General features: G+C 59.4%; 25 protein-coding genes. 15 read left to right on the forward strand and 10 right to left on the reverse strand.

The genetic code is table 11. From position 1 onward, the window contains the following. Positions 1–58 precede the first annotated feature (58 nt). Together trmB and rpiB are read left to right on the forward strand one after the other, a co-directional pair. Complete coding sequence (gene trmB, locus BUB72_RS15065) at positions 59–769, forward strand: tRNA (guanosine(46)-N7)-methyltransferase TrmB (RefSeq protein ID WP_073145400.1); 711 nt, start codon at positions 59–61, stop codon at positions 767–769. A gap of 21 nt (positions 770–790) precedes the next feature. Then, complete coding sequence (gene rpiB, locus BUB72_RS15070; RefSeq protein WP_073145402.1) at positions 791–1,240, forward strand: ribose 5-phosphate isomerase B; 450 nt, start codon at positions 791–793, stop codon at positions 1,238–1,240. Between the two features lie 236 nt (positions 1,241–1,476). On the opposite strand, the gene BUB72_RS15075 is transcribed toward rpiB, so the two are convergent. After that, complete coding sequence (locus BUB72_RS15075; RefSeq protein WP_073145404.1) at positions 1,477–2,070, reverse strand: pyridoxamine 5'-phosphate oxidase family protein; 594 nt, start codon at positions 2,068–2,070, stop codon at positions 1,477–1,479. A 214-nt stretch (positions 2,071–2,284) separates the two neighbouring features. Between BUB72_RS15075 and aroA the strand changes: the two genes are divergently transcribed. The 5 genes from aroA to BUB72_RS15100 are packed head-to-tail and all read left to right on the forward strand — an operon-like array spanning position 2,285 to position 5,719. After that, a complete protein-coding gene (gene aroA / locus BUB72_RS15080) occupies positions 2,285–3,631 on the forward strand; it encodes a 3-phosphoshikimate 1-carboxyvinyltransferase (RefSeq protein WP_073145406.1) in 1,347 nt (448 codons plus the stop codon). Positions 3,632–3,636: 5 nt separating this feature from the next. Beyond that, positions 3,637–4,218 carry a hypothetical protein gene (locus tag BUB72_RS15085; protein WP_073145408.1) on the forward strand — a complete coding sequence of 194 codons (582 nt, stop codon included), beginning with the start codon at positions 3,637–3,639 and terminating at the stop codon, positions 4,216–4,218. Beyond that, positions 4,202–4,714: a hypothetical protein gene (locus BUB72_RS15090; RefSeq protein ID WP_073145410.1), complete on the forward strand. Its 513-nt coding sequence runs from the start codon at positions 4,202–4,204 to the stop codon at positions 4,712–4,714. The genes BUB72_RS15085 and BUB72_RS15090 overlap by 17 nt, the downstream gene beginning before the upstream one ends. After that, positions 4,701–5,102: a GFA family protein gene (locus BUB72_RS15095; RefSeq protein ID WP_073145411.1), complete on the forward strand. Its 402-nt coding sequence runs from the start codon at positions 4,701–4,703 to the stop codon at positions 5,100–5,102. Before BUB72_RS15090 ends, BUB72_RS15095 begins: the two co-directional genes overlap by 14 nt. Continuing rightward, entirely contained in the window at positions 5,099–5,719 is a 621-nt protein-coding gene (locus tag BUB72_RS15100) for a (d)CMP kinase (RefSeq protein WP_073145412.1), read from the forward strand. The genes BUB72_RS15095 and BUB72_RS15100 overlap by 4 nt, the downstream gene beginning before the upstream one ends. A 239-nt stretch (positions 5,720–5,958) precedes the next feature. Here BUB72_RS15100 and BUB72_RS15105 read toward each other — a convergent pair whose 3' ends face one another. Continuing rightward, complete coding sequence (locus BUB72_RS15105) at positions 5,959–6,366, reverse strand: universal stress protein (protein ID WP_073145413.1); 408 nt, start codon at positions 6,364–6,366, stop codon at positions 5,959–5,961. A 196-nt stretch (positions 6,367–6,562) separates the two neighbouring features. After that, positions 6,563–7,204 carry a COG3904 family protein gene (locus tag BUB72_RS15110; RefSeq protein WP_073145415.1) on the reverse strand — a complete coding sequence of 214 codons (642 nt, stop codon included), beginning with the start codon at positions 7,202–7,204 and terminating at the stop codon, positions 6,563–6,565. 331 nt (positions 7,205–7,535) lie between these two features. Here BUB72_RS15110 and rpsA point away from each other — a divergent pair, with 331 nt between their 5' ends. From rpsA to trpB, 5 genes are all read left to right on the forward strand, one after another. Continuing rightward, the gene (rpsA, locus tag BUB72_RS15115; protein ID WP_073145417.1) at positions 7,536–9,215 is read left to right on the forward strand and encodes a 30S ribosomal protein S1; all 1,680 of its coding nucleotides are present in this window, start codon (positions 7,536–7,538) and stop codon (positions 9,213–9,215) included. Positions 9,216–9,510: 295 nt separating this feature from the next. After that, on the forward strand, positions 9,511–9,798 hold the full coding sequence (ihfB, locus tag BUB72_RS15120; protein WP_073145419.1) for an integration host factor subunit beta: 288 nt from the start codon (positions 9,511–9,513) through the stop codon (positions 9,796–9,798). Between the two features lie 5 nt (positions 9,799–9,803). Continuing rightward, a complete protein-coding gene (locus tag BUB72_RS15125) occupies positions 9,804–10,163 on the forward strand; it encodes a lipopolysaccharide assembly protein LapA domain-containing protein (protein WP_073145421.1) in 360 nt (119 codons plus the stop codon). A 9-nt stretch (positions 10,164–10,172) separates the two neighbouring features. Next, positions 10,173–10,826 (forward strand): phosphoribosylanthranilate isomerase, encoded by a 654-nt coding sequence (locus tag BUB72_RS15130; RefSeq protein ID WP_073145423.1) that lies wholly within the window; start codon positions 10,173–10,175, stop codon positions 10,824–10,826. A gap of 84 nt (positions 10,827–10,910) precedes the next feature. After that, positions 10,911–12,143 carry a tryptophan synthase subunit beta gene (trpB, locus tag BUB72_RS15135; RefSeq protein WP_073145425.1) on the forward strand — a complete coding sequence of 411 codons (1,233 nt, stop codon included), beginning with the start codon at positions 10,911–10,913 and terminating at the stop codon, positions 12,141–12,143. 75 nt (positions 12,144–12,218) lie between these two features. Here the strand turns inward: trpB and BUB72_RS15140 are convergent, their stop codons facing one another. Genes BUB72_RS15140 through pth form a run of 4 tightly spaced genes read right to left on the reverse strand, consistent with a single transcriptional unit; the run spans position 12,219 to position 15,482 of the window. Next, positions 12,219–12,596, reverse strand: coding sequence for a DUF2237 family protein (locus BUB72_RS15140; protein WP_073145427.1), 378 nt, complete (start codon positions 12,594–12,596; stop codon positions 12,219–12,221). A gap of 3 nt (positions 12,597–12,599) precedes the next feature. Beyond that, the gene (locus BUB72_RS15145; RefSeq protein ID WP_073145429.1) at positions 12,600–13,622 is read right to left on the reverse strand and encodes a DUF2332 domain-containing protein; all 1,023 of its coding nucleotides are present in this window, start codon (positions 13,620–13,622) and stop codon (positions 12,600–12,602) included. Continuing rightward, complete coding sequence (locus tag BUB72_RS15150) at positions 13,619–14,782, reverse strand: serine hydrolase domain-containing protein (protein WP_073145431.1); 1,164 nt, start codon at positions 14,780–14,782, stop codon at positions 13,619–13,621. Before BUB72_RS15150 ends, BUB72_RS15145 begins: the two co-directional genes overlap by 4 nt. 25 nt (positions 14,783–14,807) lie before the next feature. Next, the gene (pth, locus tag BUB72_RS15155; RefSeq protein ID WP_073145434.1) at positions 14,808–15,482 is read right to left on the reverse strand and encodes an aminoacyl-tRNA hydrolase; all 675 of its coding nucleotides are present in this window, start codon (positions 15,480–15,482) and stop codon (positions 14,808–14,810) included. Between pth and BUB72_RS18880 the strand changes: the two genes are divergently transcribed. Beyond that, on the forward strand, positions 15,481–15,621 hold the full coding sequence (locus BUB72_RS18880; RefSeq protein WP_175549179.1) for a hypothetical protein: 141 nt from the start codon (positions 15,481–15,483) through the stop codon (positions 15,619–15,621). The two genes, pth and BUB72_RS18880, sit on opposite strands and share 2 nt — an antisense overlap. Positions 15,622–15,725: 104 nt before the next feature. Here BUB72_RS18880 and BUB72_RS15160 read toward each other — a convergent pair whose 3' ends face one another. Then, the gene (locus BUB72_RS15160; RefSeq protein ID WP_073145435.1) at positions 15,726–16,583 is read right to left on the reverse strand and encodes an SDR family oxidoreductase; all 858 of its coding nucleotides are present in this window, start codon (positions 16,581–16,583) and stop codon (positions 15,726–15,728) included. Between the two features lie 136 nt (positions 16,584–16,719). On the opposite strand from BUB72_RS15160, the gene BUB72_RS15165 reads away from it, so the two are divergent. Next, a complete protein-coding gene (locus BUB72_RS15165) occupies positions 16,720–17,298 on the forward strand; it encodes a TetR/AcrR family transcriptional regulator (RefSeq protein WP_073145437.1) in 579 nt (192 codons plus the stop codon). Positions 17,299–17,525: 227 nt separating this feature from the next. Here BUB72_RS15165 and BUB72_RS15170 read toward each other — a convergent pair whose 3' ends face one another. Beyond that, positions 17,526–18,185, reverse strand: a complete 660-nt coding sequence (locus BUB72_RS15170) for a 50S ribosomal protein L25/general stress protein Ctc (RefSeq protein WP_073145440.1) — start codon at positions 18,183–18,185, stop codon at positions 17,526–17,528. A gap of 150 nt (positions 18,186–18,335) precedes the next feature. Here BUB72_RS15170 and BUB72_RS15175 point away from each other — a divergent pair, with 150 nt between their 5' ends. Continuing rightward, positions 18,336–19,469 (forward strand): MFS transporter, encoded by a 1,134-nt coding sequence (locus BUB72_RS15175; protein WP_073145442.1) that lies wholly within the window; start codon positions 18,336–18,338, stop codon positions 19,467–19,469. Between the two features lie 8 nt (positions 19,470–19,477). On the opposite strand, the gene BUB72_RS15180 is transcribed toward BUB72_RS15175, so the two are convergent. Continuing rightward, on the reverse strand, positions 19,478–20,641 hold the full coding sequence (locus BUB72_RS15180) for an alpha-hydroxy acid oxidase (RefSeq protein WP_073145444.1): 1,164 nt from the start codon (positions 20,639–20,641) through the stop codon (positions 19,478–19,480). Between the last annotated feature and the right edge of the window lie 90 nt (positions 20,642–20,731).

Raw genomic sequence — 20,731 nt, forward strand, 5'->3', positions numbered from 1 at the left:
TTGTCGTTTGCGGCATGCCCCGTTGCACCTGCCGCACGGCGCGGCTACACCGCCGCGCATGAGCATATCAGACACAGATTCCACGACACCCCGACGCAACTTCTATGGCCGCCTGAAGGGCAAGACCCTCAACGCGCGCCAGCGGCAGGATTTCGACGAGGTCCTGCCCGACTTTCTGCTGGACGGGGTCAGCCGCGAGGACAACCCCGAGCGTGTGATGCTGGATATCGACACAATTGTTCAAGGCAAGCCCTTGTGGCTGGAGGTCGGCTTCGGCTCGGGCGAGCATCTTGTCCATCAGGCCAAGTCAAATCCGGACGTGCAATTCATCGGCTGTGAAATCTACGTCAATGGTGTCGCCTCCCTGCTTGGTAAAATCCGCCGCGAGGGGGTGAGCAATATCGTCATCCATCCGGGCGATGCGCGGGATTTGTTGGACGTGTTGCCCGCGAACAGCTTGGACAAAATGTTCCTGCTCTATCCCGACCCGTGGCCCAAAGCCCGCCACCACCGCCGCCGCTTCGTGACGCCAGAGCATCTGGACCCGCTGGCCAAGAAACTGAAATCCGGCCACGAGTTCCGCGTCGCCACCGATATCGAGGACTATGTGCGCCAAACCTTGGAAGAGGTGCCGCCCGCAGGCTTCAAGCTGACCGAAAACCCCGCAGATTTGGGCACGCCTTGGGATGACTGGTTCTCGACCCGCTACGAGCAAAAGGCGCTCCGCGAGGGGCGTTCGCCGCATTACATGACCTTCATACGCGATTAACTTTCAACGGGATCACCTGCCATGACAGCCAAAACACGCATCGTTCTGTCCAGCGACCACGCCGACATCAAGTTGCGCCAAACCATCGCCGCGCATGTCGCGGGCCTTGGCTACGAGGTCGAAGACATCGGCCCGATGACGTCGGAAAGCACGCCCTATCCCCAACACGGCGAAGCCGCCGCGCGGCGTGTGGCGTCCGGCGAGTGCGATTTGGGCATCATCGTTTGCGGCACGGGGCAGGGCATTATGATGGCGGCCAACAAGGTCAAAGGCATCCGGTGTGGTGTGTGCTCCGACACGTTCTCCGCCCGCATGATCCGCCAGCACAACAACGCCAACATGCTGTCCTTGGGCGCAAGGGTGATTGGCGAAGGGCTGGCGCTGGATATCGTGGACGCCTTCTTGGGGGCCGAGTTCGAGGGGGGTCGCCATGCGACGCGGGTGGATATGATTACGGCGCTTGAGGGGTAAGCGTAGGAGCGCAAGCCGGGCGGTCGGCGGACCGGGGGTGGGCGATCTTTTATAGCAGTATGGCAGTTTATCTCGGCCAAGTTCATCTTCCCCCACAAGCCGGTGCGCCCGTAGCAAAATCGCCGACCCGTGGGACGGTTCGACGATCGCCCGGCGCCTACGGCTTGGTTCCGGGCGGGGAAAGTCGGCTTTGAGCCCAAAGTGACTTGTCAGCATCATACCAATAGGCGGTGCAACTATTGTCTGTGGGGATCGTTTTCAGGGAGCGCTTCGCACAAATCCTCGGCGTTTTTCCAATCCGGTTTGGCGCTGGACCCAGTCTCGTCGGGAATAAAAGGGGAAGCTGCGGCCTTCGCAAGGTCAGGGATATAACGAGGACAGTTTGGGAAGATTTCGTCAGCGTCTACCCTCACAATCATTTTGTAGCCTTCGGGGGTCGGACCATCCACCAGAGCGCAAGTACCGTTGACGCGTAAACGTTTCGGTTGTGCTCCAAATTCAATGAATAACAACCCAATACGAGGGGATTTCAGGGCATTGCCAAGACTGCGATACATGGAGTTTCCGTCAAAATCTGACCACTCCAACGTTGCCGGACCAGTCACCCGCACAAACCCCGGTGCGCCTCCCCGAAACGAGCAGTCGACACTTCGCCCATGTGCAGTTGCTAAGAAGAAGAACTCGGCGCATTCGATAAAACTGACATCTTGCTCTCGGAACTCAGAAAACCGGCGATGTTTCTCCAACGCGTCTGCCATTCGGCGACCATCAAACCTGTCTTGTAATTCGCGGTGCCCGTCATGATACATGCTGGTTGGTCGATTGTTCATTCCAAGCCCTCCGAGGTAGATTGAAGCCAGAGTATCACGAGGCAGCAATTTTGTGAACGGCAGCTAAGTCCGCATAGCTTCCCTTCGCCCCAGATGGGTGCAGGGAAGTTGGTCCAATTAGGCCATCCCCACCCCATGCACAAACGACGATGGACCCTTCGCCGACACTGGGCTATCACGTCAGGGCTTTTGACTGACCAGAAAGATCTGCCCTATGTCCGGCCACGGTGACCCTATCCCAATGACCTCCCGCGCTGGCGGCGCATTGTCCGGCGAGGCGCATGTGCCGGGGGATAAATCCATCTCCCACCGTTCGCTGATTTTGGGCGCTATGGCTGTGGGGGAGACCAAGGTCTCCGGCCTGCTGGAAGGCCAAGACGTGCTGGACACAGGCCGCGCGATGCAGGCCTTCGGGGCGGACGTGATCAACCACGGCGGCGGGAACTGGTCGGTGCATGGTGTCGGTGTTGGCGGCTTTGCCGAGCCTGAGCAAGTGATCGACTGCGGCAACTCCGGCACCGGTGTTCGGCTGATCATGGGGGCAATGGCGACCTCGCCCATCACCGCGACCTTCACCGGCGACGCGTCCTTGAACGGGCGACCCATGGGCCGCGTGACCGACCCGCTGGCGCTGTTTGGCACCGAAAGCTATGGGCGCAAGGGTGGACGGCTGCCAATGACCATCGTGGGCGCTGCGAACGCTGCCCCCGTGCGCTACACCGTGCCGATGCCTTCCGCGCAGGTGAAATCCGCGGTGCTGCTGGCGGGGCTGAATGCGGCTGGCGAGACCGTGGTGATCGAGAAAGAAGCGACCCGCGACCACTCGGAACGGATGTTGGCGGGTTTTGGTGCCAACCTGAGCGTCGACGACACCAAAGAGGGCCGCGTGATCACGTTGCTAGGCCAGCCCGAACTGAAGCCGCAAACCATCACCGTGCCACGCGACCCGTCTTCTGCCGCATTCCCTGTCTGTGCGGGGATCGTCGCCCAAGGCTCCGACGTGCTGGTGCCGGGGATCGGCCTCAACCCGACCCGCGCGGGGCTGTTCACCACCTTGCAAGAAATGGGCGCGGACCTGACATTCGAGAACATGCGCGAGGAAGGCGGGGAGCCTGTGGCGGACCTGCGCGCCAAGTTCTCCGACAACATGAAGGGGATCGAGGTGCCGCCAGAGCGTGCAGCGTCGATGATCGACGAATACCCCGTACTGTCGGTCGTCGCGGCTTTTGCCACGGGTAAGACCGTCATGCGCGGCGTCAAAGAATTGCGCGTCAAGGAAAGCGACCGTATCGACGCCATGGCACGCGGGCTGGAAGCCTGCGGGGTGACAGTCGAGGAAGACGAGGATACCTTCACCGTGCACGGTATGGGCGCAGGCGGCGTTCCGGGGGGTGGCACATGCGCGACCCATCTGGATCACCGCATTGCCATGTCCTTTATGGTGCTGGGGCTGGGCACGCAAAAGCCGGTCCATATTGACGACGGGGGGCCGATTGCGACGTCCTTCCCGATTTTTGAGGATTTGATGCGCGATTTGGGCGCGAATATTACAAGGGACTAGGGTTTATGCAGAAGTATTTTGCGAGTGTTGTTGTCGGTGGCGAAGGTGAATTGGACGCCAACTCGCGCATTTTTGTCGGGCATTCCGACAGCATGGCGCAGTTTCTGGCCACACTGATGATGGCCTTTGACCAAGACGGCACCAAGCTGCTTTTGCTGCGCCGCGCCGCGTTGCTGGATGATTTCGAGGAGGGCGACTTTGACGCCCCGATCAACCTTGGCCCCGTGAAAGCGATGGACATGCAACCCGGCCGCCTGATCGCGGGTGACCCCTATCCCGGCGCATTGCCACAGGCCTTGCCCGAAAGCGGCTGCAAAATGGCACTGGTGGAGCTGGCGGTGAAATCCGGCGGCGGCCAAGTGGCGCTGGTGGGCGTGAAGGCCGACAACGCCATTCAAGGCCTGCGCATCATGCTCAGCGACGCGGAGCAGGGCGGCGCGACGATCACTTCGGTCGAGGGGCTGATGGATTCCGAACTACATGCCGACGACGCCTATGACTTCGACGCCAAGCCAAGCGCGCTGGCGGCACGGGTCGCAAAGGGCGAGCATATCGCGATGAGCGAGCCGATTGCGTTCGGTTCCTAAATCCCTGCTTTGGGCGTGGGCGGTCGCGACCGCCGCGCTTTATGGCGTGTTGGCCTACGGGTCCTACGTCACCTTGCCCTTCCTTGCCCGAGGAACGCTCGGGTTCGACATGCGCCCGCTCGGAATGCCTGTCGACGAGGCCGAAAGCTACCTGACCGACATGTGGTGGCGCGCCGGGGTTTACTATACCGACGTTTTGCGCCCGCTGGACACCGCCTTCATCGCCGCCCTAAGCGTGCTGGCAATTGCCGTCGCGATGCGACTTGGAGGCCGTCTGGCGGTGCCGTCAATCGTGTTCGCGTTGGCCTATGCCGGGGCTGACCTTCTGGAGAACTACTATGTCGGGTTGGTGATGGCCCCCGGCAGCACATCCACCGGAGACTGGCCGATTGACTTGGGGCTTATCACCATTGCCACCCGAACGAAGTTTGCGACATTGATCTTGATGGCGTTATTCTTGCTCACCCAATGGAGGCGCTCTCATGCCCAAAGGTAGCTGTCTGTGCGGCCAGATCACGTACACCGTCAACGGCCCGCTTCGCCCTGTTATCGCGTGCCATTGCCGGCAATGCCGCAAGTCCAGCGGGCATCATGTGGCCGCAACCTCGGCGGCGCGGGGCGATGTGGAGGTCATGGGGGACGTCACGTGGTACACCTCCTCACCCACTGCGCGGCGGGGGTTTTGCGGCACCTGCGGCAGCCAGTTGTTCTGGGACGGGGCAGGACAGAACCTGTCGATTTCCGCAGGCAGCTTTGACGGTGACACGGGGCTAAGGCTTGCGGGCCACATCTTTTGCGCCGACAAAGGGGACTATTACGAAATCTCTGACGATTTGCCTTGTGCGGATGCGGAAGACCCCAAGTTGACGACACAGGTGCCATGAAATTCACAGTAGCAATCGACGGGCCAGCCGCAGCCGGAAAAGGGACATTGTCCAAGCGGGTGGCGGAAGAATTCGGCTTCGCGCATCTGGACACCGGACTGCTCTATCGCGCTACAGGAGCGCGGGTTCTTGCAGGGGCCGACTCGGTGGAGGCGGCGACAAGCCTCGAGCCCGAGGATATGGAGCGCGACGATTTGCGGACTACGGCTGTGGCACAAGCGGCTTCCAAGGTTGCAGCGATCCCGGAGGTCCGCGCAGCACTGGTGCAGTTCCAGCGCGACTTTGCCCGCCGCGAGGGCGGTGCCGTGCTGGACGGGCGCGACATCGGAACGGTGATTTGCCCCGATGCGGATGTGAAGCTGTTCGTCACGGCCTCCGATGCGGTCCGGGCGGAGCGGCGCTATCTGGAGCTGTCGGCCAACGGCCACGAGGTCACCCGCGAGGGTGTACTGCGAGACCTGACGGAGCGCGACGCCCGCGACCGTGACCGCGAAACGGCCCCGATGGCGGCGGCTGAGGACGCGGTGGTAATCGACACCTCGGACATGTTCATTCACGACGCGGTTGCGGCCGCAACCCGAGTGGTTCGGGCGCGGCTAAAGGCTGTCTCGGACTGAGAGTAGATAGGCGGCCGCCCATTTCGGGCTGCGGTCATCTTTGCTGCAGGCGTTACCCTGCATCCCTTCGGGGTCAAGTACCCCTATATGTGCCGGCGGTCGCGGGAAACTCCTTGCGCGGAGCCATGGACCACAGATCGAATGCGGGGCGTTGAGGTCGCACCCCGCGTTGGTTAACCGAGGACAGGGTATAGGGCCGATGCGTTAAGGTTTGGTGGTGGCAGCGTTCGGTGCCTTTGCTACCGGATCACATGAACGGCGCATTTTGCATGGCGGACGACTCTGGCGGCGGTGGAGCCCAAAAACAGGTCGCTGAACCCCGGTCTGTGCGATGCCAGCACGATGCAGTCGATGTCATTATCGTTGGCGTAGTCGACGATGGAGCGCCCCGCATGACCGGAAATCATCTTCGGCGTTGAACCTGACAGATCCTTGGCCGCCTGAGCCAGAGAGGCCTCGGCCTCGCGGCGTGTCGAGGCCAGCACGTCGCGCGGAATAGAGGTGGTGACGTAGTCCGGAATGTCCTCAATCACATGTGCCACCGTGAATTTTGCATTCTTATCCGCCAGCGCACGCGCGACGGCATAGGATGCCTGAGTGTCGTGGTCTTTATCGAAAACGACCGGTACGAGGATGTTCTTATACATGGTTCCATCTCCAACTGGGTTTCGTTTGAAGTGATACACCAAGCATACACGCACTGGCGTGGCTGGTCGTTGCGTTAGGTCAAGAGAGGTGATGTGCGCCGTTCGCTTGATTGGAGAGGCTAATCGTCTAGAATTTTCTGATTGCGGAGGGCGTTCAGGTGACCTGAACACCCGTTTTTCATGTCGCAGAGTCTTCCTAACCCCGTCGGTCGCAGCGCGCGTATCTGCTGTTCTCGCTTTCGGCACCGTGTTTCGGCCGGTTCGTAACCATCCGGAACTGCTTTATCTCGTTGATCGACATCCAATGCATTTCATCTGCATCTGCGACATCCAATGTGAACCAATAAAAATCAGATGGGATTCCGACTGCGCGATAGTAGTCCAGATAGCCATCATGGGCGCTTGAGCTGTCCGGGAAGTCGGCACCTTGTTTATTGCCTGCGGCCCAGCTGTGAACCCCGACGCACGCGCCTTTCTCGATGATACGTTGCTTACCAGCGAGGAACATGTCGGTTCCGCCTGATGAGATAAGTCCTTTGGCGGGTACGATAGTTGTCAGTCCGGCTTTGCGGATCAAAAGCGAGGCTTGCAGATTTGCGGCATCATCGGCCGAGCCGGGGACATTGTTGAGAACCAGAATTCTGATATCGGGGCGATCACCAATGGCCTTGGCCACGCGTCCGGGGGTTCTGCTATCAATAACTCCATTGGCGACAAAGTATTTGCCCTGCACTTTGATCGAAAACGGACGGTCCGCTGCAAGCGTTGCGGTTGCTTGGAGTAGGCCGACTAGGATGACGCAAGTAGCTAGGCCGCTGCCTATAATTTTTCTTAACATGATAATTACTTCCTTCTAAATCGCAGGACAGACAGTCCGCCCCTATGCTTACGTAGGGTAACCTGACGGTCAGTTATTCGCCTAATCATTCCCGGAGTAGGGATCATTCGGTTCTGAAGAGCCAAGATTGTATCGTGTGTTACTTGCTCTCCCGCTCAACCCACGCTATACGCGCGACTGTCTAAGGGGCGAGAACAGTCTCAGGGCGAGCAGGGTCGGTTTTCCGGCCCTTCTTGTTTTGAAAAAGCCCACGCGACCAACATGAAACCCAAAGACCGGCGGAGACAACCGCTCGGCCCGCATAAACATTAGATTAGGACACACACGCCTCATGGCTCAAAACGCATCTATGGAGGAATTCGAAGCCCTCTTGAACGAAAGCTTCGAAATGGACACGCCGGACGAAGGTTCGGTTGTCAAAGGCAAAGTACTGGCGATCGAAGCCGGCCAAGCCATCATCGATATCGGCTACAAAATGGAAGGCCGTATCGACCTTAAAGAATTCGCAGAACCAGGCGAATCCGCAAAAATCGAAGTGGGTGACGAAGTTGAGGTTTTCCTCGACCGCGTTGAGAACGCCCGCGGCGAAGCCTCCATCAGCCGCGACAAAGCGCGCCGCGAGGAAGCTTGGGACCGTCTGGAAAAAGCCTACGCAGACGAAGAGCGCGTCGAAGGCGCAATCTTTGGCCGCGTCAAAGGTGGCTTCACCGTGGATCTGGGCGGCGCAGTTGCGTTCCTTCCCGGCTCCCAAGTCGACGTGCGCCCTGTACGCGACGCAGGCCCACTGATGGGCATGAAGCAGCCGTTCCAAATCCTGAAAATGGACCGTCGCCGTGGCAACATCGTTGTGTCCCGTCGCGCCATTCTGGAAGAATCGCGTGCTGAACAGCGTGCAGAAGTCATCGGCAACCTCACCGAAGGTCAGGCTGTTGACGGCGTGGTCAAAAACATCACCGAGTACGGCGCATTCGTCGACCTTGGCGGCGTAGACGGCCTGCTGCACGTCACCGACATGGCATGGCGCCGCGTCAACGACCCGCGCGAGATCCTGACAATTGGCGAAACCGTCAAGGTTCAGGTCATCAAGATCAACAAAGAGACCCACCGTATCTCCCTCGGCATGAAACAGCTGCAGGACGATCCATGGGGTGAAGTTGCCGCGAAATACGCTCTGGACTCCGTGCATCAGGGCCGCGTCACCAACATCACCGATTACGGCGCATTTGTTGAGCTGGAACCCGGTGTTGAAGGTCTTGTCCACGTCTCCGAGATGTCTTGGACCAAGAAGAACGTGCACCCCGGCAAAATCGTGTCCACTTCGCAAGAAGTCGAAGTCATGGTTCTGGAAATCGACAGCGCCAAGCGCCGCGTTTCCCTGGGTCTCAAGCAGACACAGCGCAACCCATGGGAAGTGTTCGCAGAGAACAACCCTGTCGGCAAAGAGATCGAAGGCGAAGTCAAGAACATCACCGAGTTCGGTCTGTTCGTTGGTCTCGACAACGACATCGACGGCATGGTTCACCTGTCCGACATCACATGGGATGGCCGTGGCGAAGACGCACTGGGCGACTTCCGCAAAGGCGACATGGTCAAGGCCGTTGTCACCGAAGTGGACGTTGAGAAAGAGCGTATCTCGCTCTCGATCAAAGCTCTGGACGGCTCGTTCGACACTGCTGTGGACGGCGTCAAGCGCGGCTCCATCATCACCGTCGAAGTTACCTCGATCGAAGAGGGCGGCATCGAAGTTGAATATGAAGGCGCTAAATCCTTCATCCGTCGCTCCGACCTGTCGCGTGATCGTGCCGAGCAACGTCCCGAGCGCTTCGGCGTTGGCGACAAGCTGGACGTGCGTGTGACCAATGTGGACGCCAAGACCCGCCGTTTGGGTCTGTCCATCAAGGCACGCGAGATTGCGGAAGAGAAAGAAGCAGTCGAGCAGTATGGCTCCTCTGATAGCGGCGCGTCCTTGGGTGATATCCTTGGTGCGGCTCTGAAGTCCGACGACGAGTAAACGCTCTCGTTAAAGTTTGAGGACGGCCCTGCCAGTAATGGTGGGGCCGTTTTCATTTGAAGGGCGCGTCCCGAATCGACCTGAATTTGGTCCTTCGTGCCAAGCGGCTTGCGTCCATTTGTGTGACACAGAGACGCAATTTGTGACGCCAAGCGGTATTTTTCACGCTATTTTCTCGTGCATGACCGCGCTGCCCCTACGGTAAACGCTTCCCTCAGTTGGATTATTTGTCCTATAGTTCACCGAAGCACGGTGGCCACCCGTTGCACTAACAAAGTCCTGGGGAGGATATTTGATGATACGCTCTGAGCTGATCCAAAAGATCGCCGATGAAAACCCGCACCTGTACCAACGGGATGTAGAGCGCATCGTGAACACCATCTTCGAAGAAATCGTGGACGCTGTAGCCTCGGGCAACCGTGTGGAGTTGCGTGGCTTCGGCGCGTTCTCCGTAAAAAAGCGCGACGCGCGCACTGGCCGTAACCCGCGCACAGGCGAAAGTGTCCATGTCGAAGAGAAGCATGTGCCTTTCTTCAAGACCGGCAAGCTGCTACGAGACCGTCTCAACGGAAACGAAAGCTGAACTAAATGCGCTACATTCGCTATGTGTTTATGGCCGTCGTCGGCCTCTCCTTGATTCTGGTCGCCCTTGCCAACCGCGGTATGGTCACGATCAAGCTGCTGCCTGAAGAAATGGCGGCCTATCTGGGGCAGCCCCTGTCCTATGACTTGCCCCTGTTCGTCGTGATCTTTGGTGGCATCATCGTCGGTTTGCTGATCGGTTTCGTTTGGGAATGGTTCCGTGAGCACAAGCACCGCGCCGACGCCCGCCTGCAAAAGCGTGAGAAGGAAAAGCTGGAGCGCGAGGTCAAAGGCCTCAAGCGCAAGTCGAATGAAGGCAAGGACGAAGTTCTGGCCCTGCTCGACGACAGCGCTGCTGCGCGCTAGGTCAATCGCATGACAACCCGTGTCAAAATTTGCGGCTTGGGCCGCCCTGCTGATGTGGTCGCCTGCGTGGCGGCTGGTGCGGCCTATGTGGGGTTCGTCTTTTTCGAGAAATCCCCCAGACATCTAAGTTTGGAAGCTGCACACGCGCTTGCCATGGAGGTGCCGCTGGGCCTTGCCAAGGTGGCGCTGACGGTCAACGCGGACGATGCGGCGCTTGACGCTTTGATGGATCATGTGCCGCTGGATATGCTGCAACTTCATGGCTCCGAGAGCCCGGAGCGCGTGGCAGAGGTGCGCGACCGTTTTGGCCTGCCGGTGATGAAAGCCGTCGGCATCGCCGATGAAGGCGATCTGGCGGTGCTGGAGGATTACATGCGTGTGGCCGATCAGATTCTGGTCGATGCCAAGCCGCCGAAAGGTGCTGATTTGCCGGGGGGTAACGGCTTGGCCTTTGACTGGGGTCTGCTGGCGGGGCGTCGCTGGTCAGTTCCATGGATGCTTGCTGGCGGGTTAGCGCCAGACAATGTGGCGGAGGCGATCCGCCTGACAGGCGCCAAGCAAGTCGACGTGTCTTCTGGTGTGGAAAGTGCGCGCGGAATTAAAGACGGGGCGCTAATCAAACAGTTTGTGGCTGCAGCCCTCGACGATACACCCAAGCTGTAGTTTCCGCACCTCGCGTCGGCCTTGCGCTTTACCCCGACGGGTTCACGGGCTACATCAACAGAGTTGCAACGGGAGTGTTCCAAAATGCCTGATGATCTGCTGAACAGCTACAAAACCGGCCCTGACGAAAAGGGCCGCTTTGGCGATTTTGGCGGGCGCTTTGTGTCCGAAACTCTTATGCCGCTGATTCTAGAGCTGGAAGAGCAATACGAGCACGCCAAAACCGACAAGTCCTTCTGGGACGAGATGGATTTTCTGTGGAAGCATTACGTGGGCCGCCCTTCGCCAATGTATCACGCCGAGCGTCTGTCCGAGCATCTGGGTGGCGCGAAAGTCTACATGAAGCGTGACGAGCTGAACCACACCGGCGCGCATAAGATCAACAATGTGCTGGGCCAGATCATACTTGCCCGTCGCATGGGCAAAACGCGCATCATCGCGGAAACCGGTGCGGGCCAGCATGGCGTTGCTACCGCGACTGTTTGCGCCAAGTTCGGCCTGAAATGCGTCGTCTACATGGGCGCGCATGACGTGGAGCGTCAGGCACCCAACGTGTTCCGCATGCGCCTGCTGGGTGCCGAGGTGGTGTCTGTGACCTCCGGCCGTGGCACGCTGAAAGACGCGATGAACGACGCGATGCGCGACTGGGTGACCAACGTGCGCGATACGTTTTACTGCATCGGCACGGTCGCCGGCCCGCACCCGTACCCCGCTATGGTTCGCGATTTTCAGGCGATCATCGGCAACGAAGCCAAAGAGCAATTGATGGAGGCCGAAGGCCGTCTGCCCGATACGCTGGTCGCTGCCATCGGCGGCGGCTCTAACGCGATGGGTCTGTTCTTCCCGTTCCTTGATGACAAGGACGTCGAGATCATCGGCGTCGAAGCTGGCGGCAAGGGCGTAAACGCCAAGATGGAGCATTGCGCGTCTTTGACTGGGGGTCGCCCCGGCGTGCTGCATGGCAACCGCACCTACCTGCTGCAAGATGATGACGGGCAAATCCTTGAGGGTTTCTCGATTTCCGCCGGTCTGGACTATCCGGGCATCGGGCCGGAGCATTCGTGGTTGCATGAAATTGGCCGCGCGCAATATGTGGCAATCACCGATAAAGAGGCGCTGGAAGCTTTCCAGCTGTGCTGTTCTTTGGAAGGGATTATTCCTGCGTTGGAGCCATCCCACGCGCTGGCCCATGTGATGAAGATCGCGCCTGATCTGCCAAAGGATCATATCATCTGCATGAACATGTGCGGACGCGGCGACAAAGACATCTTCACCGTCGCCCGCGCACTGGGCTTCGAGATGGGCGAATTCGCCTGATCGCCTGACCAGACCTAAAGAAAAAGGCGCCCTTGGAGGCGCCTTTTTTCGTTTAAACTGCGCTCCGGCGGGGCGTTAATTGGCGTCCAGCGCGTTCTGAACCAGCACCTCCAGCGGCACGATATCAAGCGCCCGCTGATGGGTGGAGGCGAGGCGGATTTTCGGGGCCGCGCCCTCTTCATGGGCTTGCAGGAACCGCGCGGCACAAAGGCACCATTGGTCACCGGGGTTCAGTCCGGCAAAGCCGTATTCCGGTCGTGGTGTGGACAGGTCATTACCCAGATATTTGGAGAAGGCCAGAAACTCGGCGGTCATGATCGCGCAGACCGTGTGGCTGCCCTGATCCATCGGCCCTGTATCGCAGCACCCATTCCTGAAAAATCCCGTGACGGGGTCGTCAGAGCAGCTTTTCAGCTCGTCGCCCAACACATTGAGAGATGGCTCGCGTTTCATGTTTTAGCTCCAGTTAACCCAACGCCCGTGAAAATCCGCACGGCCCAGATCAAGACCTAGTGCACCGGGCCAAAGCCGCAAGGTGAGTTTTGCACCTTGGCCACCTGCGCCGTCATCGGTCTCCATGGAGAACCATGCCAAAGGGGCATCCGCCGTCGCGCGTTCAGCGGCTGACTGAATGGCGGCCTTGCAACGGGCCTGCACGGTATCGGGAAAATATTGCCACGCGATTGTGTGAAACAGGAAATGGGTGCTTCCGGGATAGGTGCGCGCAAGGCGCGCCTCCAGCCAATCGGCGGCGTCAGCACGGTCAACGGGCGCACGCGGCAAGTCCAGCGCAGCGTTGGTCAGGGCAAGCCGCTCTGGCTGGTCGGCCCAGAGATAGGCGCGGAGGCGGTCGGCATCTTGGGCGGTTGTTAACGGGTTCAGGTCGACCCCGCGACGCTCCACGACCAAAAGCGGTGTCTCGCAGGGCGGTGGGCCGACCCAGTCAGGTGAAAGCGTCAATGCGGGCGATTGCGCGCCATAGCTGTGCCCGTCCACGGCGACGGCGTAGCGGTCGAAGTTCAGGTTCAACCCTGCGCTTGCACCCAGCTCCGACACGGTCAGGGGCAGCCCGAAATGCGCGCAGGTTTGCAACGCTGCGGGCAGGATCGCTGCGCTGCGCCGCACCTCGTTGGTCTGTGGCGCGCTGTTGAGGAATGTGTCGATGAAGGACGCCTCAGCCATCAGGGTTTGCTCGAGCGCGGTCCACAGCGTGTCGTCATTCGCGACATGCGGCGGGTAGGCTTTTGCCAACGGGCTGTCCGGCGCGGCCAAGACCAACGCATGCAGCGCGCCAGCCAAGCGCAACGGCACCGAATGCCCCCTTGGGCTAAGGTCGCCTTCCCAATTGAACAGCCGTTCAGTGAGCGGGGTAGTCGGGCGCAGGCGGTCGGCCAACAGCGTCAGCATCCGCGCCATGAAAGGAGAGCCGAGCGCCTCGCAATGGCCCGCCTGATCGCGCAGCGCGTCGGGTAGGTTCACAGGGCCGCTGCAATGGCACGGAACATGGCGACGTTTTCCTCGCTCACACCGGCCTCGCGAAACCTGCGGTCGGCGGCATTGGTGGCGATGACTACACCCAATGGGCGGTTGATATAGATGTACTGGCCGTAGACGCCACGAGCCATGAACTCACCCTCGTCCGCGCCCTTGGGGACCCACCATTGAAATCCGTAGCCAATCGCATCCGGCGCGGTCGGGGCGGTGGCCTCCGTCGAGGCATCGACCCAATCGGCCGGCACAATCTGTTGACCGTTCAACCGGCCCCGTTGCAGGAACATTTGCCCCATGCGGGCATAGTCGCGGGTGGTCATGTTCAGTCCGCCCAGCACGAAGGCCACGCCAACGCCGTCGGTCAGGTAGTAGGGGGCCTGTTCCAGCCCCATCGGACCAATTATTTTCTCGGACATCAGGTCGGGGATGGAGCGGCCAGTGGCACCGCGAATAACCATCGACAGCACATGGGTGTCGATGGAGACGTATTGCCATGTTTGCCCGGGTTCGGCGAAGGTTTCGGTCAGGTCTGCGGCGAACCCGTCCATCGTGCCGCCAAGCGCCAGCACGCGGCCCATGCGGTTAATGTCGGAGGATTTGTCCAGATAGTCCTCGTTGAAGGTCACGCCGGACGACATGTTCAGCACGTTGCGGATCGTCGCCCGGTCATAGGCGGTGCCGATCAGGGCAGGGGCGTATTTGGTCACAGGGTCGTCGATGGAGGAGATGGAGCCGTCGTCCAGCAGCACGCCCATCAACGCAGACAGATAACTTTTGGCGACCGACCATGAGATCCGGCGGTCACCCGCCTCGGTGCCTTTGTAGTAGCTTTCATGCACGACCTGCCCGTTCTTGAGGGCCACAAGCGCTGTCACATCGCGGGCTTCAACCCAAGCCTGAGTTTGTGCGGGCAGCGTCGCGTCGGGGCCTTTAGGCAAAGGGCTTGGGGTGGCATCGGGCAAGGTAAGTTCGGTCGACAGGAACGCCTTGTCCATGTGAGAGAAGTTGCCGACGATCTTTTCCGGCGCGAACAGAGAGTTCACCGCCATCAAGCGCGTCAGCTCCTCGCGTTTCCAAATTCCTGCCAGAACCGCGACCACCACCAACAGCGCCACAAGGCGCAACGCCCATTTCAAAACTAATCGCATCTGGTTGTCTCCGGTTGTGCTCCGCTCAGTTGAAACGATCCATCAGCTTTTGCAATGGGTTGCGTGTGTCTTCAGGCTCGGGCGCTGGTTCGGCTTTGGGCGCGGGCTTCGGCTTGCTGGTCGAGGAACGGGCAGGGGCCACTCGCAAGGCCACGGCATTCAGGAACTTCGCGCTGTCGCCTTCCGCCAGATAGGGCGCGCCGTCCGAGACACCGCGCAGCACGTCGTCAAGCCAGTCTTGTTCCGCCTTGGCAAAGTCGTTCAGCACATAGGACGGCACCTTGTCCTTGTGGCCGGGATGGCCCACGCCAAGGCGCACGCGGTCGTAATGCGGCCCGATATGCTGGTGGATGGAACGCAACCCGTTATGCCCCGCATGTCCGCCACCGGATTTGCATTTGGTCTTGGCGGGGGCAAGGTCGATCTCGTCATGGAAGACGGTGATATCGGTGCTGTCGAGCTTGTAGAACCGCATCGCCTCGCCCACGGACTGGCCGGAGAGGTTCATGAAGGTCTCGGGCTTGAGCATCATCACCTTCTCGTGGCCAAGGCGGCCTTCGGTGATCTGGCCTTGGAACTTGGATTTCCACGGCGCAAACCCGTGGTCCTGCGCAATGCGGTCCACGGCCATGAAGCCGATATTGTGCCGGTTCTGGCTATATTTTGCGCCCGGATTGCCGAGACCTACGAAGAGTTTCATGACGGTGTTTTATCCGGTCCGTGTGCGGGGGGCCAGAGGGGTGGTGGATTTGGTGCGTCGCGTTTATTGGGGGCTGATTGGACGTCGCAATTTTCTCAGTGGTGGCGTTGAATGGGAAGCTGGAGTGCTGGACATTTGAGCGTCTGCTTTGCGGGACAAAGCGCACTTTCGCTGCGCTCTGTCCGAATGGCTGGTATCGTTGTTTGGCTTTGTTTTTGGGTTCGGATCCCGTGTAGCGTCACCTCAGCTAAGAAACTGCTCGATCACCGCTGCTTGTTGCTTTTCGCCTGTCGGATCAAGTTCGGTCTTAAAGCGGGTGAAATCTTCGCCCCATTTTGAAGTGCGCGCCCGGATCGGCGGGGTTTCAGCGTCCATGCACTTCATCACCACTGCTGCAACCTCATCTGCTGTCTGGTAAATGTCTTGCCCGCTCTGACGGTTCTCGGCACCGCCAATGTATTTTTGCAGGATCGGCAAATACTCATCTTCAAGCATGCCTCCGGTGTCTTGCACGTGTTTCAGTACGTTGTTGGCAAACTCAGATTGGATGCCACCGGGCTCTACCGTGGTGAAGTTGATCCCGAAATTTGGAGTAACGTAGCAGGCCAAAGCCTCGGAGTATCCCTCAACCGCGAATTTGGCGGCGCAATAGATTTCGTTGAACGGCTGCCCGACCAAACCACCGACGGAGGATATGGTGATGATATGGCCAGACCGAGCTTTACGCATATGAGGCATAACCGCCTTTGTGCAACGCACCACGCCCATAAAGTTCACGTCCATCACCCAGTCGATATCGTCTTCGCTGGCTTGCTCGGTCGTGCGTACAAAACCTGCGCCCGCATTGTTGATCAGCGTGTCGATCCGGCCCTCTTCGCTGATAATTGTGTCGACAGCGGCATTCACGGAGGTCGTGTCTTGGACGTCGAGCTGGAGAACCTCTAGCGAAACGCCAGCTTCGGTGGCAGCGGCTTCGAGGCTACCTTTCTTGTCGAGGTTGCGCATGGTCGCATAAACGCGGTGACCTGCGCGGGCGGCCTGAACCGCAAGGCTGATGCCAAGTCCGGTTGAGGTGCCGGTGATGAGGACGACTTTGGACATAGGGGCGCTTCCTTCGTTTGGCTGAGAGTCGATAAATGAGTAATTGCTCGCCGTGATATAATGAGCATATGCTCATTGTCAATCTCCATGGGATGCGGCTAAACTGGCTGGGAATCCATCGGCTAAGGAGAGCGACTTGGCGCGCACGAAATCCGGCGACAAACCAAAGGTCATACGCGCGGCCACAATTGGGGAGGTCGCCGAAGTTGGCTCAACTGCTGTCTCGGTCAATAAGATCGCAAAGCGGGCGAACCTGTCTGTCGGAACGCTTTACCGCTACCATGAAACGAAGGACGACTTGCTGTTCTGGGTTTTTAAACAGGTCAAAACAGATATCCACGATGCTATGATGGCAGCGGCGCGCGGTAAGGACGGGACTGCCGCGCGGTTAAGCGCGATGTGGTTTGCGCTTGTGGAGTATGGCTTCGCAGCACCCAAAGATTTCCTCTTTGCTGAAATGATTTCAGCCGAAATCCGCGAAGCCTTTCAGGGCGATTTGGTGCTGAAACAAATGGAAAGTGAAGTTCTTGCCGAGATCCAAGCAGGCATAGACAGCAAAGTGCTGGTCCATGCGCCCGTAAAAACCCTTGAGATCATTCTCGCATCTCCTGCCATCACACTCGCCCGCCGGGCCTCTATCGCGGGGGTGCAAATGGAAAAGCACGAATTGGACTGCGTGTTCGATCTCGTATGGCGCGGCATCGCGCAGGTATAGCCAGCCAAGTGGTAGCGAGGTGCAAAAAACAGACATTTAGGCAGACCGCAGCATCAGCCACTTTGGGCTCAAAGCAGACATTCCCTATACTTTGTGCAAATTACGTTTTGGGCTTGGGTCGGTGAACACCACCAAAACCGAGTCACCCAAGAACATGACGTAAAACGAAAAACGCGCGCCCCGTGAAGGTCGCGCGTTCTAAGATTGTTGCTTGAAGCGGGAGAAGATTACTCTTCTGTCGTCTCGTCAACTGTTGGCACTTCGGCGCTTTCACCGTCTTCGCCATCCTCGTCCTCATCTTCACCAGCGGATTTCAGGCTGGATGGAGCGGACAGCGTCGCGATCACGAAGTCGCGGTCGATGGTGGCTTTTGCACCGTCAGGCAGTTTCACCGAGGAGATGGTGATGTTGTCGCCAACTTCGGCCTCGGAGACGTCGATCGTGATGCTATCCGGGATATCGCCCGCGGTGACCATTAGTTCAACTTCCGGACGCACCAGCGTCAGCGTGCCGCCTTTTTTCAGACCGGGAGAGACGTCTTCGCCCACAACATCAACGTGAATGAACAGGTTGATTTTGGTGGTGCGGTTCAGACGCATGAAGTCGATATGCGTCGGCAGGTCTTTGACCAGATCGCGCTGCACATTCCGGCAGATGACGCGGACGTCGTCGTGCCCTTCGATTTTCATGTTTTGCAGCGTCGACATGTAACGGCCTGCGCGCAGTTGCTTCAACAGCGAGTTGAACGGGATCTGGATGGGTTGCGGATCTTGACCGCCACCATACACGATACCTGGCACCATGCCGTTACGGCGTGCTGCGCGAGCGGCCCCCTTGCCCGTCCCCGCGCGTGCCTCGACTTCAAGATCAGGGATCTTACCAGCCATGACTATATTCCTTTTCAAAGTTAGTGCGGCTGCCTCCAAGGGTGTCGGGCCGCGTGAAGAGTGCCGTATAGGAGGGAATCGCCTGCTTGGAAAGGGGTTTCCTGAGGTTTCGGATTGCGAGTCACCCGAGGTGACGCTAGCGCTGTAGCCATGTCCGTATTGAACGCTCTGCGCCTGTCACACATCCCCGCTTTGGCCTTCGCCATTCTGGGCCTATACTGGGGCAGCTTCGCCGCCTTCGTGCCGCTTCTGAAAGAGCGTGTGGGCGCGGGGGATGCCCTGTTCGGCCTACTGCTATTGGGCACCGCCTGTGGCTTGGCGACGACGATGTGGTTCGCGCCTGTCGTTGACCGTTGGTTGGGGCGCTGGTCCATGGCAGTGAGCGCCCTTGCGCTGGCCGTCGCGTTCCTGTTGCCGGGGGTTGTGACCAGTCCGACGGGCTTTTTTCTGGCGATGTTTGCCTGCGGGCTGGCCTCCGGCCTGACCGACGTGATCATGAACGCCCGCGTGTCCGATCTGGAGGCACAATCGGGGCGATCCTTGATGAACGCCAACCATGGGTCGTTTTCGCTGGCCTATGCCGTCGGCGCGTTCGCCACAGGACTGGCGCGAGAGGCAGCAGTGCAGCCCGGACTTTTGTTCGCAGTGTTGGCGCTTGGTGTGTTGCTGCTCGTGCGCAGGCTTCGGATGGAGCCCGCAGCAACGTCTGACGACACCACACCCGCATCATTGCCGTGGGGCATTGTGATCTTGTGCGGCGCGGTGGTGCTGATTGCCTTCATGTCCGAGGCCGCAGTCGAGACGTGGTCCGCCTTGCATGTCGAACGCACATTGGGCGGGGGCGCCGCAGAGGGCGCGTTGGGGCCGACGATGCTGGGGCTGACCATGGCCGTGGGTCGCTTTGGGGGACAGGCCGTCAGCGAACGGCTGAGCGACACCAGCGTGATTTTATGGGCCACGATGCTGGCGGTGGCAGGCACGGTTCTGGTGGTGATCGCCCCTGTGCCATTGGTCGCCTATCTGGGCTTTGGCACGATGGGCTTGGGCATATCGGTGATCGGCCCGCTTGGCCTCGCTTTGGTGGGTCGCTTGGTTCCGGCCAAGCTGCGCACGGTCGCGATCTCGCGCACTGCGGTGCTGGGGTTCTTGGGCTTCTTTGCCGCGCCCACCATCATGGGCTTCGTGTCCGAAGGCTACGGCTTGCGCGCCGCCTTCGCGGCGGTCGCGTTGCTGCTGTTGTTGCTTCTGCCGCTGGTCTTTGCGCTGCGTAAACGCGGCGCCTAAGCCCCGATTTAGGCCCAGTCGCCGTAGAAGCCGCGCGGCACCAGCAGGTTGTGCTTGCCAAGGTCTTGCACCTTTTTCTCGCCGCATAGGGCCATTGTGACGTCGAGTTCCTTGTGAATGACGCGCAAGGCTTCCTCCACCCCGTGCTGACCTATTGCACCCAAGCCATAGACAAACGCGCGCCCGATATAGGTGCCTGTTGCGCCCATGGCCAAGGCCTTCAACACGTCTTGGCCGGAGCGGATACCGCTGTCCAGATGCACCTCGATCTTGTCTCCCACCGCGTCCATGATCGACGGCAACGCCTTGATCGAGGACATCGCGCCGTCCAACTGCCGCCCGCCATGGTTCGAGACCACGATCGCGTCGGCACCCACGTTCAACGCCATCTTCGCGTCGTCGGCGTCCAGAATGCCTTTCAGGATAAGCGGGCCGCCCCACAGTTCTTTGATCTCTTTTACGTAGTCCCAATCCAATTGCGGATCGAAGCTTTCCGCGGCCCAGACGGACAGGGAACTCATGTCGCTGATGCCGTCGATATGGCCGATGATGTTGCCGAAGCTGCGGCGCTTGGTTTGTAGCATCTGCAAGCCCCACCGCCATTTCGTGGCGAGATCCAGCAACGTAAATGGCGACAGCTTGATCGGCACCGTCAGGCCGTTTTTGATGTCTTTGTGGCGCTGCCCCAGAATTTGCAGGTCCAGCGTCAGCACCAAGGCCGAGCATCCGGCGTCCTTGGCCCGCTGGATGGCGCGTTTGGTGAACTCGCGGTCGCGCATCACGTAGAGCTGGAACCAGAACGGCTTGGTCGTGTTCTCTGCCACATCTTCGAGCGAGCAGACCGACATGGTGGACAGGGTGAACGGCACACCGAATTTCTCGGCGGCCTTGGCGGCGAGTATCTCGCCGTCGGCATGCTGCATACCGGTGGACCCGACGGGGGCAAGCGCCACTGGCATTGCAACGTCCTGCCCGATCATCTTGCTGGCGGTGCTGCGGCCCGTCATGTCGACGGCCACCCGCTGGCGCAGTTTGATCAGATCGAAGTCGGAGGAATTTTCACGGAAGGTCTGCTCGGTCCAGCTGCCGCTTTCGCAATAATCATAGAACATCTTTGGCGTGCGCCGCTTGTAGATGCGCTTCAAATCTTCGATTTCAGTGATCTTAGCCATTTTTCAGCCCTTACCGTCCAAATTGGTTAAGTGTTGTTACCAATTTGGACGGTTTCGAGTCAATGCGGCGATTTGGGCTCCGATTGCTTT

Source organism: Litoreibacter ascidiaceicola (genome assembly GCF_900129235.1).
Classification (GTDB): domain Bacteria; phylum Pseudomonadota; class Alphaproteobacteria; order Rhodobacterales; family Rhodobacteraceae; genus Litoreibacter; species Litoreibacter ascidiaceicola.